The organism is Mesorhizobium sp. B2-4-19 (genome assembly GCF_006441315.1).
Lineage (GTDB): Bacteria > Pseudomonadota > Alphaproteobacteria > Rhizobiales > Rhizobiaceae > Mesorhizobium.
The window spans coordinates 148599-161015 of record NZ_VFUV01000005.1; the positions used below are offsets into that span (position 1 = coordinate 148599).

Consider the following 12417-nt stretch of genomic DNA (forward strand, 5'->3'; position numbering starts at 1 on the left):
CTCTACGCTTGCTGCGATGCAATATCAAGTGCCGTAGCGTGATGGCTCCCATGTTGGCAACGCTAGGCTCCTTGGGAAATGGTCTATAATCCAATGGTCGCGAGCTGATTTCGCGGCCGCGCGGCATGGCTGGCGCCCTTAAAAGCTGCCGTATCAGCCTTTAGATAGCGACTTGCGTGCCGATTTCCACGACACGCCCGGTCGGGATCTGGAAATATTCGGTCGCATCCGCCGCCGTGCGCGCCAAGCCGATGAACAGGCGATCCTGCCACACCGGCATGCCGGAATTGGGCGAGGCCTTGAGCGAGCGCCGCGACAGGAAGAACGATGTCGTCATGATGTCGAACTTCCAGCCCTGCTTGCGGCAGATTGCCAGCGCGCGCGGAATGTTGGGCTGTTCCATATAGCCGAAGGTCAGAGTCACCCGCATGAACAACTCGTTGACCGTCTCCATCTTGACCCGGTCGCTATCAGGCACCACCGGCTGCGGCGCCGTCATTACCGAAAGGATGACGTTCTGCTCATGCAGCACCTTGTAGTGCTTCAGACTGTGCATCAGCGCGGTCGGCGCGCTGAGCGGATCGCTGGTCAGGAACACCGCGGTGCCGAACACCAGATGCGGCTTCTTCTTCAGCAAATTGGCGGCGAGGAAATCGAGCGGGATCTCGTTGCGGCGGGTCTTGTCGAACAGATAGCGCGTGCCGCGTATCCAGGTCCACATGATCAGCCCCATCAGGCAGGCAACCGTGATCGATACCCAGCCGCCTTCGAATATCTTGACGATGTTTGCCAGGAAGAAGCCGCTGTCGATGATGCCGAACAGCAATGTCAGCGGCAGCGCGACCGCCAGCCCCCATTTCCACAGCTTGCGCATCACGACGAACAACAGGATCGTCGTCATCAGCATTTCGCCGGTTACCGAGATGCCGTAGGCGGAAGCCAGCGAACTCGAACTGCCGAAACCGACGACCAGCAGCATCACCCCCAGGGCGACGAGCAGATTGATGCGGGGCATGTAGATCTGGCCGAGTTGCATTTCGGACGTATGCTGCACCTCTATGCGTGGCAGAAGGTTAAGCTGCACCGCCTGGCGGGTCAGCGAAAAAGCACCGGAGATGACTGCCTGGCTAGCGATGACGGTTGCGGCCGTCGCCAGCCCCACCATCGGCATCAGTGCCCAGTCAGGCAGCATCTGGAAAAATGGATTGGTCGGCCTCCCGCCATTGGCCAGCACAAAAGCACCTTGCCCGAAATAGTTGAGCAGCAGGCAGGGGAAAACCACGGAAAACCACGCCAACACGATAGGCTTGCGTCCAAAATGGCCGAGATCGACATAAAGTGCCTCGGCGCCGGTCACCGCCAGGAACACCGCGCCGACAGTGACAAAGGCGGCCGTGGGTGTGCTGGCGAGATAGGCGACCGCGTAATAGGGATTGATGGCCAGCAGGATCGATGGATTGTCCAACAGGTGATAGAGCCCTGCTACGCCGATAGCCAGGAACCATAGTGCGGTCACCGGCCCGAACACCGCCGCCACCTTTCCCGTGCCGAAGCGCTGCACCGAGAACAGGATGGCCAGGATGAGCAGCGTGATCGGCACGACGTAGGGGTCCAGTGTCGGCGTCACCACCCTGAGGCCTTCGACCGCCGACAGCACGGAGATGGCCGGCGTTATGATCGAATCGCCGAAAAACAACGCCGCGCCGCAAAGGCCGATCGCCAGAATGAGTCGCGCACCTTTGGGATAGGCGGTTCGCGCCAGCGACATCAGCGATAACGTACCGCCTTCGCCCTTATTGTCGGCGCGAAGTACGAAGGCGACATATTTTATCGTCACGATGATCGTTAGCGCCCAGACGATCAGCGACAGCACACCAAGCACCTGAGCGCGCGTATCGATACCGGGCGAAGCGTGAAGCGCCTCACGGAAAGCGTAGATCGGACTGGTGCCGATATCGCCATAGACAACGCCGAGCGCACCCAGCATAAGAACCTTGGTGCTGTGCTGTTCGGCTCCGGAATGGCTCGACTGCTCGACGGTTTCGGCCTCGCTATCGCGTCTGGCAAGGTCCATAGACCACTCCCCGACGAGCGCGCGGTGCTTCACGCATGCTGCGATGCGATGTCAATTGCACGCTATGGCTGCCATACCTGCAAGGCGAAACTCCACCCCTACCAACCGCAAGCCCTAAGAAACCGACCCACCGTGCCGGCCATGCCATACTCCAACGCGTCGGCTGTCAACCCATGTCCGATTGACACTTCGGCCAATGCCGGAATGCGCTTGGCCAGGGCCGGCAGATTGCCCACCGTCAGATCGTGCCCGGCATTGACCTGCAGACCAGCGGCGAGTGCCGCGTCGGCCGTTTTTCCCAATCGTTCCAGTTCCTTGGCGGCTTTTGCGGAATCGGAATGGTAGCTGCCATAAGGGCCGGTGTAGAGCTCGATCCGGTCGGCGCCGGTATCGCGCGCGGCTGTCATGCCGGCGGGATCGGCGTCGCAAAACAGCGACACCCTGAAGCCGCCCTTCTTCAGGCGCCTGACGATAGGCGTCAGCATCGCCGCATCGGCGACGAAGTTCCAGCCATGGTCGGAGGTCGCCTGCGCCGGATCATCGGGAACCAGCGTCACCTGTTCGGGCTGATGCTTTTCCACAAGCGCCAGGAAATCCTCGCTCGGGTAGCCCTCGATGTTGAATTCGGCCTGCGGAAACTCATCGTCGATCAGCGCCCGGATCTCGGGCAGGTCGGAATGCCGCGTATGACGCTCGTCGGGACGCGGATGCACGGTCAGCCCATGCGCCCCGGCGGCAAGCGCAAGCCGGCCGATGCCGGTGACGCTGGGCCATGGCAGGTCGCGCCGGTTGCGCAGCATGGCGATGGCGTTGAGGTTGACGGAAAGCTTTGCGGGCATGTCTGGTGTCCCTGAAATCAGGCGGTTAACACGCGCCACACCTATCCGTTCAGCCGCGGCACGCTTGAGACTGGGCATCTATAGCGCCTTTGACGGGAACAGATAGGGGTTTCCGGTGTTCCAGAAGACGGAGCTGTATTGCGCAAGGAGGCCCATTCGTGAATTTCCTGCAATCCGTGCCGACGATCCGTCGCATCGACACCGATCGCGACGACCTGTTCGCCATCGACGTGGTCGGTCATGTCTCGGCGGCCGATGCGGAAAACCTGTTCGGTCTGCTGGAGGCGGCCTACGCGGTGCATCAGCGAATCGACGTGGCCGTGCGCATCGTCGATCACGACGGCGTCGACTGGACCGACATCTCCGACGAGACCCTGAAGCAGGGCACCATCCATGCGCTGGAGCATATAGGTCGCTGCGCAGCGATCGGCACGCCGGACTGGACGCCGGACGCGCGACACGCTTTGCCCGCGTCGTCGCCCATCGAATTCAGGCATTTCAAGGCCGATGACGAAGAAGAGGCCTGGGAATGGCTTGGGGTCCGGAAGGTCGGCGTGCGGGAGAAGCCGGCGTCGTAACTCTATCTGACAATGGTCAATCTTTCGGCCGCGCGGGTGATCGCGGTATAGAGCCAGCGTTGGCGCGTTTCCTTGAAGGCCCAGCTTTCGTCGAACAGCACGATTTCGTTCCACTGCGAGCCCTGCGCCTTGTGCACGGTCAAGGCGTAGCCATAGTCGAAATCGTCGAAACGCTTCTTCTGCTGCCAGGGGATGTCGGCGTCGGGATCCTCGAACGCCGCCTTGAGCAGCTTGATCTTGGCGACGCCGCGGTCCGGATCGTCTTCTTCCGGCGAGACCAGGAGGTTGATGCCCGGCTTCACCGTCTCGCGTGACGAGGTCATCACCTTCCACAGCGAGCCGTTGAGCAGGCCCTTGGCTGGATCGTTGCGCAGGCAGACCAGCTTGTCGCCGGCCTGCGGATAGTCGGCATTGAAGCCTTTGAGTTCGCGCAGGCGCTGATTGTAGCGGCGCCGCGTGCGGTTGGTGCCGACCAGCACCTGGTCCGCCTTGAGCACCAGTTCCTGGGTGACGTCTTCCTTGCCGATCACCTGCGCCGTGCCATAGTCGCCGCGCATGAATTCGCGGCCTTCGCGCACGTCGAGCGCCAGCCGCAGGATGGGATTGTCGCGCGCCTGCCGGTGGATTTCAGTGAGCAGGAAGTCGGGCTCGTGATCGGTGAAGAAGCCGCCGCCCGAAATCGGCGGCAACTGGCCGGGATCGCCCAGCACCAGGATCGGCGTGCCGAAACTCATCAGGTCGCGGCCGAGTTGCTCGTCGACCATCGAACATTCGTCGATGACGACCAGTTTCGCGCGCGAGATCGGGCTCTGCCGGTTGAGCGAAAAGGTCGGCGACATCGAAGTCTTGCCGGTCACCTCGTCCTCCACCGATTCCTCGCCCTTGGGCCTGTAGATCAGCGAATGGATGGTGCGGGCATTGACCGCACCCTTGGAGCGCAGCACCTGGGCGGCCTTGCCGGTGAAGGCGGCGAACTGCACCTGGCCGTCGACATGTTCGGCGAAATAGCGCGCCAGCGTCGTCTTGCCGGTGCCGGCATAGCCGAACAGCCTGAACAGCTGCGGCTTACCGGCCTGCAGCCAGCGGGCGACCGCTTGCAGCGCCTCGTCCTGTTGGGGAGAAAATTCCATCTGATCGTGTGACCGGATTCGCGAGGGAAAGACAAGATAGGCGCCACCATCGATACAGACGGCGGCTAACTCCCCACGCCCAGATTATCAGGCGCAACCAAGAACGTAAAGGGAACAACCATCGTTCCGCCGGTGATCATCTCGCGGCGTGCGGATCGTTCTCCAGCAGGATCGGCTTGCCGTGCGGCGTGGCATGCGCGGCGCGCTCCCAGGCCCGCGCCATCGCATCGACATCGGATTTGGCGGCCAGCCCCTTCGAGGCAAGCAGGGTTTCCAGCGCCGCCAGCCAATGCTCGTAATAGTCATGGCCATCGGCTGCCGCACCCGGCTTCTTCACTTCCGCCGAGAGCGCATCCGCCCACTCGCTCCACGAGAACAGGCCCTTGTCGTGCAGCGCCACCGTCATGGCGAACGCCTCGGCCTGCCAGGGCTCGGCGAAAACCGGCGCATCCAGGCCCGCGGGCAAATCGGCGGCGGCCCCGTCAGGCCGGCTCAAGGTAGCTCTCCCAGGCATCGATCGAAACGGTCAGCGTCGGATCCGCGCCCTCGCCCCAGATCTCCGTGCCGTCGAAAACCACCGTATAGACCCATTGCGGGTTCTCGCCTTGCCCATGCGCGTTGCTGTCGGGGAAGACGAAGCCCTCGCGCACCGCCTCGATCTTGCCTTGCCTGCCACGCGCATAGCGCGGCAGCCTTGTGTGGCCGGTCGGGTTGAAATTCTTCGCCCGCACGGCGTCGCCGGCCTTGAACCGCGCCGGCTCCGCCATCGGCCGGTTGCAGGGACCGCCCTTGGCCAGCACGGCAGGCACATTTTCCGCCTTCAGCACCCGTTTGGGGGTCGCCGCCGCATCGATCGCGTCGCCCGCCTCGAGATCGCGTTCGCTGACGAAACCATGGCGCTTGAGCAGCGTTTCCAGTGCCTTGATCCAGATCTGGTAATAGCTAGAGGAATAATAGTCGGCCGGATGCAGCGATTCCCGCGCATGCCGGCTCTCGTCGATGGTCCAGGCGCCCATGGCGCCGGCGCACAGCGTGACGCCGAGCGCCCGCCTCTCCCATTCGGCGTGGAAATAAAGCTCGTCCTTTTCGGGCGCGACCGGTCCGAACCCCATCTGTCCGCCGAGATCGTGCGGCCCGTTCATGCCGGCTGCCCCTCCGGTGCTTTGGCCAGCGCCGTGCCGATCATCGCATCGCGGCTCACCAGTGCGGCCAGCCGTTCCTCGCTCCAGCCTTCGGTTCCCTTGGGGCACATCGGCACGACGAGATAGCGCAGTTCCGCCGTCGAATCCCAGACGCGTATCTTGGTTGCGGCCGGCAGCGCCAGTCCGAATTCCTCGAGCACGCCGCGCGGATCGATCACCGCGCGCGACCGATAGGGCGGCGCCTTGTACCAGACCGGCGGCAAGCCAAGCACCGACCATGGATAGCAGGAGCACAGCGTGCAGACGACGAGGTTGTGCGTCTCCTCGGTGTTGAACACTGCCTGCATGTGCTCGCCCTGGCGGCCGGTATAGCTCAGCGATTCGATCGCCGCCGTCGCATCGCGCTTGAGCCAATCCGCATAGGCAGGATCGCTCCAGGCCTTAGCCACCACCCTGGCGCCGTTGCGCGGGCCGATCTTGGTCTCGTAGGTATCGACGATGACGTCGATCGCCGCCGGATCGATCAGCCCCTTGCGGGTCAGGATGGTCTCCAGCGCCCGCACGCGGGCGGCAAACGGATCGAGCTCGTTGTCGTGGTCATGATCATGGGACATGGCCGCAAATTACGGTCCCGCCCCGCCGGCCGCAAGCATGACGGCTTGGGCCAGCGGAAATCAGCGCCTGATGGCCGGCTATTCGGCCGCCGTCTTCTGCGGCTCGGCCGGGATGTCGTCGTTGATGCCGAACAGCGACGGCTGTTCGGCATCAACGACCGCGGGCAACTCGGCCTTGCGCTTCGGCATCAGCCCGGCGAGCCAGCCCGAGAAATTCTCCATGTAGACGTAGATCACCGGTGTCACGAACAGGGTGAGCGCCTGCGAGGCCAGCAGGCCGCCGACAACGGCGACGCCCAGCGGCTGGCGCAGTTCGGCGCTGGCGCCGGTACCGAGCGCGATCGGGAACGTGCCCATCAGCGCCGCCAGCGTCGTCATCATGATCGGCCTGAAACGCATCAGGCAGGCCTTGTGGATGGAGTCCTTGGCCGACATGCCCTCTCGTCGCAATTCAAGCGCGACGTCGACCATCATGATGCCGTTCTTCTTGACGATGCCGATCAGCATCAGAATGCCGATCACCGCGATGACCGACAGATCCATGCCGGCGAAGCGCAAGGCAACGACCGCGCCCAGCACCGCCGACGGCAAGCCGGTGAGGATGGTGAGCGGGTGGATGAAGCTCTCATACAGAATGCCGAGCACGATATAGATCGTCAGGATAGCGCCGCCGATGAGCAGGCCCTGATTGGCAAGCGAATCCTGGAAGGTCTTGGCCGTGCCGGCGAAGGAAGTCGAGATCGCCGTCGGCATGCCGATCTGGTCCTTCAGCGCGCTGATGCGAGCCGTACTGTCGCCAAGCGCCACGCCTTGCGGCAGATTGTAGGAGATGGTCACAGCCGGAAGCTGGCCGAGCTGGTTGACCGTCAGGGCGCCCGCCGTGCGATCGACGCGGGCGAAGGCACCAAGCGGAACCAGGCTGCCGCTCGCCGTGCGCATCTGGATGGCGAGCATCCGCTCGGGCGACCATTCGATCTTGGGATCGAGCTCGGTGATGACTTCGTAGCTGTCGGCCGAACCGAAGATCGTCGAAACCTGGTCGGTGCCGAACCCGCCGTAGAGAGCGGAGCGCAGCGTGCCGGTATCGATGCCAAGCTGGGCAGCCTTGTCACGATCCACCACCAGCGATGCCTGCAGCGCATTGTTCTGCAGGTCGCTGGTGACGTCGGTGAAGGTCGCATGGTCGGCCGCCATTGCGTCATTCAGTTTCTGCGCCCAGATATCGGTCTGGACGGTGTCGAGGCCCTGAACCACCAACTGGTAGGCGCTAGCGGACGACCGCGAACCCAATCTCAGGTTCTGCACCGGCTGCATGTAGGCTTCGATACCCGCCACGCCGGCCAGTTGCTTGCGCAGATCCGCCTGTACCTTCTCGATGTCGGGTCGCTGGCTCTTGTCCTTCAACTGCACATAGAGCTGGCCCTGGTTCAATGCATTGTTGCCGCTGCCTGCCGACCAGGCCACATGCGAAACATAGGGCGAATGGGAAAAGACGCTTGCCACCTGCCCTTGCAGCTTCACCATGGCGTCGAACGAAATGTCCTGCCGCGCGATGGTGGTCACCGAGATCTGGCTGATATCCTCTTGCGGGAAGAAGCCCTTCGGCGAGATCTCGATCAGCCACACCGATGCTGCCGCGGTGCTGATGAAGACCAGGAACACCAGGAAAGTGTGGCGCAGGCAGAAGCTCAGGACCCGGTCGTAGCCGCCTGTGAGGAGGTCCCGCTTGTGGCCAGGGGCGTGTGCTTCGCGATCGGCCTTGGTGACCGACAAGAGCCGCGAGCACAGCATCGGCGTCAGCGTCAGCGACACGAACATCGATGCCAGGATGGCGACCGTCACCACCACGGCGAACTCATTGAAGATGCGCCCGATGACACCGCCCATCAGAAGCACGGGGATGAACACGGCCACCAGCGAGATCGAGATCGAGATAATGGTGAAGCCGATTTCGCGCGCGCCCTTCAACGACGCGTCGAAGGCCGACAACCCATCCTCCTCCATGTGGCGGAAGATGTTTTCCAGCATGACGATGGCGTCGTCGACGACGAGGCCCACCGCCAGCGTCAGACCCATCAGTGATATATTGTCGATGGAAAAGCCGAACAGGAACATCGCAGCCAGCGTGGCGATCAGCGAGATCGGCACCGCCACGGCCGGGATGATGGTCGCCGTCACCCGGCGCAGGAACACGAAGATCACCATCACCACCAGCGCAATGGTCAACAGCAGCGTGAACTGCACGTCGTCGACCGCCTGGCGGATCGAGGTCGAGCGGTCGTTGAGCAGCTTGATCTGGGCAGCGGCTGGCATCTGGTCCTGGAAGGACGGCAGCATCGCCTTGACCTTGTCGACGACGTCGACAGTGTTGGCGTCGGGCTGGCGCTGCACGGCCATGATGATCGCGCGCGTGCCGTCATACCAGCTCGCCGTCGTCGTGGTCTGCACCGAATCGACGACGCGGGTCACCTCGCCCAGCCGCACCGGATGGCCGTTCTTGGTGGCGATGATGAGGTTGGAGAAGCCCGCGGCATTGGTCAGCTGCGTGTTGGCGGTGATGGTCAACTGCTGCTTGTTGTTCTGCAGCACGCCGAGCGGCGTATTGCTGTTGGCCGACGCAAGCGCCGTCTGCAACTGATCGATCGAGATGCCGCGCGCGGCAAGCGCTGTCGGATCGATCTGGATGCGCACGGCATATTTCTGCTGGCCGAAGATCGAGACCTGGGCCACGCCGTCGATGGTCGACAGCGACGGCGAGATGACGTTCTCGGCAAAGGCGTCGAGGTCGGTCAGCGGAACCGTGTCGCTGACCAGCGACATCAAAAGGATCGGCGCATCGGCCGGATTGACCTTGCGATAGCTGGGTGGCGACGTCATCTGCGGCGGCAGCGATTTTTGCGTTCGCGCGATCGCGGCCTGCACATCCGCCGCCGCTGCGTCGATATTCCTGTTGAGCACGAACTGGATGGCGATCGAGGTCTGGCCCAGCGAGTTCGTGGTCGAAATGGAATCGATGCCGGCGATGGTCGCGAACTGCTTGATCAGCGGCGTCGCCACCGATGTCGCCATGGTTTCCGGCGAGGCGCCCGGCAGTGAAGCCGAGACGTTGACCACCGGGAATTCGGCGCTGGGCAGTGCTGCCACCGGCAGGAATTTGTAGGCGAACAGTCCAGCCAGCACCAGGGCGAACGACATCAGGAGGGTGGCGACGGGCCTGCGAATGCAGAATTCGGAAATCATCGGGCCGCCTCGCCGGCGTTGGTTGCTTCGGCCACCTTGGGCGCGGCGGCCGCGGTGCCTTCGTGCACGGCGGCGCCATCCTTCAGCCTGGTCTGGCCTTCCGTGACCACTTTCTCGCCGGCTTTGAGGCCTTGGCTGATGGCACTGTTTTCGCCTTCGGTCAGCGCCACCTGCACCGGCCGCATCTCGACCGTGTTGTCCGGCTTGACCACATAGACGAACGGCCCCTTCTGGCTGGGCTGGACCGCGACGGTGGGAACGGAGGTCATCTGCGGCATGATGCCGGCGTCGAGGACGACATTCACATACTGGCCCGGCCACAGCGACAGATCGACGTTCGGTATGCTCGCCCGCGTGGCGATCGTGCCCGAGGCGGTATCGACGCTGGAATCGACGAAATCGAGCGTACCCTTGCCGATCGGCGTCGGCGCGCCATCCTTGGTCAACGTCACCGCCCCTTGCTGCGGATCGGCAAGCGCCTTGTGCAGCAGCGCAAGGTTGCTTTCCGGCAAGTTGAAGTTGACCTGCAACGGGTCCATCTGGGTGATGGTCACCAGCGGCGTCGAGTTGCTGCTGTTGCCATTGCTGGTGGTCACCAGATCGCCGACGGCAACGTTGACCGCACCCAGCCTACCCGCGATCGGCGCCGCGATGGTGGCAAAGCCAAGCTGGACATTGTCCGCGTCGATCGTCGCCTTGTCGGCGTCGACAGTGGCGGCCGCCGCCTTCTGTGCGGCTACGGCCTGATCGTAGGTCTGCTGCGTGCCGGCCTGCTTGGCGACAAGGTCCTTGGCGCGCTGAAAATCGGAATTCGAACTGGCAAGCAGCGCCTGGTCCTTGGCGAGCGTGGCCTGGTCCTTGGCGAGCTGCGCCTTGAGCGCCCGGTCGTCGAGCGAGAACAGGGTGTCGCCCGCCTTCACCATCTGCCCGTCCTTGACGTCGATCGACACGATCTGGCTGGAGACCCGCGCATTGATGCTGACCACGGCGGGCGAAGAGACGAAGCCGATGGCGTAGCGCCGGATCGGGAAGTCGGCCGTGGTTGCCGCCGCCGAAACGATCGAGGCCGAACGGGCGCCGCCGCCGGCCCCCTGCTTGCCCCCGGCTGCCTGCTTGTCGGTTGCCGCCTTATCCGACGCCACGACCTGCTTTGCGCCGATGAGTTGCTTAACCTTGCCCAGCGTGTCCGGAGACAGATAGAGCCAGGCCGCGCCCGCACAGGCGACGACAAGCAATGAAACAATGACTTTTCCACGCATCGACAAAAGGCCTCTCCGTCCGACACGCCGTAGTCTGGGGTCGTATTCTAGCGCAATCCACGGCTCGTTGCCGCGATTTCGCCGAATAGATAGGACACGCATTTGTTGGAAAAGGGCCAAAACACGGCATTACGAAGATTTAATGTGCACTGCACAATCGGTAGGCAGCGCCACTATCGCCGCGGGGCGAGGCCCGTCGAACCTTCGGGGAACCCTATTTCAGCATTGGCCAAAGCGTGGCCGCCAAGAGCACGCCCATGGCGATGTTGAACCATTTCAGCCGCGCCGGATCCGACAGAAAGCCCCGCAGTGCCGTGCCGAATCCCGCCCAAACCGAAACGCTCGGCAGGTTGACGATGGTAAAGGCGATCGAGATCAACACCACTGACAGGAAAGGGTGCTCGGCATTGGCATAGACAGCCATGGCGGTGATCGCCATCACCCAGGCTTTCGGATTGACCCACTGGAATGCAGCCGCATCGATGAAGCGCATCGGCCGCGCCTTCGTCTCACCCTTGCCGGTCAGCGAGCGCGACATGGCGATCTTCCAGGCGAGATAGAGCAGATAGGCGCCCCCGGCGATCTTCAATCCAGTGTGCAGCGCCGGAAACGCCGTCAACACGGCGCCAAGGCCAAGGCCGACGGCAAGCAGCAGCACCAGGAAGCCCATGCTGATGCCAAGCATGTGCGGAACGGTTCTGGTAATGCCGAAATTCACCCCCGATGCCAGCAGCATGAGGTTGTTAGGCCCCGGCGTGATCGAGGTCACGAAGGCATAGACGAGCAGTGCGAGGAATGCGTCGAGAGACATGTTATCCTCCCAGATACGTCAGCATCGTTGTCGCTTTTTTGCTGCCGCGCAAAGGCCAGCGCCCGGCCACCGATCGAACCAGGCGTTGTGAGCGACGGATTCCTTGCGCGGTGGCGTGTCTACATGCCCTGCGGGCCGCGGTTCATCGCCGCCACGCCGGTGCGGCAGATCTCGACCAGGCCGAGCGGTTTCATGATGGCGATGAACTGGTCGAGCTTGGAGCCCTTGCCTGTGATCTCGAAGATGAAATGCTCGGTGTTGGCGTCGATGACGCTGGCGCGGAAGGCGTCGGCCAGCCGCAGCGCCTCGACCCGGGCCTCACCGGTGCCGGCGACCTTGACGAGCGCCAGTTCCCGCTCCAGCGGCCGCTCCTGTCCGAATTCATGCGAGCGCACGGTGAGATCGACCACGCGGTGGACCGGCACGATGCGCTCGAGCTGATGCTTGATCTGCTCCAGCACATGCGGCGTGCCGCGGGTCACGATGGTGATGCGCGACAGATGCTTTTCGTGCTCGGTCTCGGAAACGGTCAGGCTCTCGATGTTGTAGCCGCGCCCGGAGAACAGGCCGATGACCCGGGCAAGCACGCCCGGCTCGTTGTCGACCAGCACGGAGAGCGTGTGGTTCTCCGGCCGCTCCGTTTCCTTGGCGATGAAGTAGGCGGAGCCGGTCGGTTGAAGATGCTGTGCGTTCATGACTTGGATCTCAAATTCTTGGTCTGATTGTTTGT

11 protein-coding genes are annotated in these 12417 nt (G+C 63.1%); 1 reads left to right on the forward strand and 10 read right to left on the reverse strand.

Annotation, left to right across the window (positions count from 1 at the left end; translation table 11 throughout):
* Positions 1-160 precede the first annotated feature (160 nt).
* Entirely contained in the window at positions 161-2074 is a 1914-nt protein-coding gene (locus FJ546_RS11320; RefSeq protein WP_140889406.1) for a potassium transporter Kup, read from the reverse strand.
* Positions 2075-2172: 98 nt separating this feature from the next.
* Complete coding sequence (locus FJ546_RS11325; protein WP_140889407.1) at positions 2173-2913, reverse strand: pyridoxine 5'-phosphate synthase; 741 nt, start codon at positions 2911-2913, stop codon at positions 2173-2175.
* Positions 2914-3071: 158 nt separating this feature from the next.
* Between FJ546_RS11325 and FJ546_RS11330 the strand changes: the two genes are divergently transcribed.
* The gene (locus tag FJ546_RS11330) at positions 3072-3491 is read left to right on the forward strand and encodes an STAS/SEC14 domain-containing protein (protein WP_140889408.1); all 420 of its coding nucleotides are present in this window, start codon (positions 3072-3074) and stop codon (positions 3489-3491) included.
* Positions 3492-3493: 2 nt separating this feature from the next.
* Here the strand turns inward: FJ546_RS11330 and FJ546_RS11335 are convergent, their stop codons facing one another.
* The 8 genes from FJ546_RS11335 to ilvN form a co-directional block, all read right to left on the reverse strand.
* Positions 3494-4621: an ATP-dependent RecD-like DNA helicase gene (locus tag FJ546_RS11335; protein WP_010910153.1), complete on the reverse strand. Its 1128-nt coding sequence runs from the start codon at positions 4619-4621 to the stop codon at positions 3494-3496.
* Positions 4622-4757: 136 nt separating this feature from the next.
* Positions 4758-5117, reverse strand: a complete 360-nt coding sequence (locus FJ546_RS11340; RefSeq protein WP_181167899.1) for a nitrile hydratase accessory protein — start codon at positions 5115-5117, stop codon at positions 4758-4760.
* Positions 5104-5763 carry a nitrile hydratase subunit beta gene (gene nthB, locus FJ546_RS11345; protein WP_140889410.1) on the reverse strand — a complete coding sequence of 220 codons (660 nt, stop codon included), beginning with the start codon at positions 5761-5763 and terminating at the stop codon, positions 5104-5106. Before nthB ends, FJ546_RS11340 begins: the two co-directional genes overlap by 14 nt.
* Complete coding sequence (gene nthA / locus FJ546_RS11350) at positions 5760-6377, reverse strand: nitrile hydratase subunit alpha (protein WP_140889411.1); 618 nt, start codon at positions 6375-6377, stop codon at positions 5760-5762. Before nthA ends, nthB begins: the two co-directional genes overlap by 4 nt.
* A 78-nt stretch (positions 6378-6455) precedes the next feature.
* Complete coding sequence (locus FJ546_RS11355; RefSeq protein WP_140889412.1) at positions 6456-9617, reverse strand: efflux RND transporter permease subunit; 3162 nt, start codon at positions 9615-9617, stop codon at positions 6456-6458.
* Positions 9614-10876 carry an efflux RND transporter periplasmic adaptor subunit gene (locus tag FJ546_RS11360; RefSeq protein WP_140889413.1) on the reverse strand — a complete coding sequence of 421 codons (1263 nt, stop codon included), beginning with the start codon at positions 10874-10876 and terminating at the stop codon, positions 9614-9616. The genes FJ546_RS11355 and FJ546_RS11360 overlap by 4 nt, the downstream gene beginning before the upstream one ends.
* 214 nt (positions 10877-11090) lie before the next feature.
* The gene (locus FJ546_RS11365; RefSeq protein WP_140889414.1) at positions 11091-11687 is read right to left on the reverse strand and encodes a LysE family translocator; all 597 of its coding nucleotides are present in this window, start codon (positions 11685-11687) and stop codon (positions 11091-11093) included.
* Positions 11688-11806: 119 nt separating this feature from the next.
* Complete coding sequence (gene ilvN / locus FJ546_RS11370; RefSeq protein ID WP_013894763.1) at positions 11807-12382, reverse strand: acetolactate synthase small subunit; 576 nt, start codon at positions 12380-12382, stop codon at positions 11807-11809.
* Between the last annotated feature and the right edge of the window lie 35 nt (positions 12383-12417).

Coding starts and splice junctions, on each gene's coding strand:
- FJ546_RS11320 (WP_140889406.1), bottom strand. CDS start 2,074: ATGGACCTTGCCAGACGCGATAGCGAGGCCGAAACCGTCGAGCAGTCG.
- FJ546_RS11325 (WP_140889407.1), bottom strand. CDS start 2,913: ATGCCCGCAAAGCTTTCCGTCAACCTCAACGCCATCGCCATGCTGCGC.
- FJ546_RS11335 (WP_010910153.1), bottom strand. CDS start 4,621: ATGGAATTTTCTCCCCAACAGGACGAGGCGCTGCAAGCGGTCGCCCGC.
- nthB (WP_140889410.1), bottom strand. CDS start 5,763: ATGAACGGGCCGCACGATCTCGGCGGACAGATGGGGTTCGGACCGGTC.
- nthA (WP_140889411.1), bottom strand. CDS start 6,377: ATGTCCCATGATCATGACCACGACAACGAGCTCGATCCGTTTGCCGCC.
- FJ546_RS11355 (WP_140889412.1), bottom strand. CDS start 9,617: ATGATTTCCGAATTCTGCATTCGCAGGCCCGTCGCCACCCTCCTGATG.
- FJ546_RS11360 (WP_140889413.1), bottom strand. CDS start 10,876: ATGCGTGGAAAAGTCATTGTTTCATTGCTTGTCGTCGCCTGTGCGGGC.
- FJ546_RS11365 (WP_140889414.1), bottom strand. CDS start 11,687: ATGTCTCTCGACGCATTCCTCGCACTGCTCGTCTATGCCTTCGTGACC.
- ilvN (WP_013894763.1), bottom strand. CDS start 12,382: ATGAACGCACAGCATCTTCAACCGACCGGCTCCGCCTACTTCATCGCC.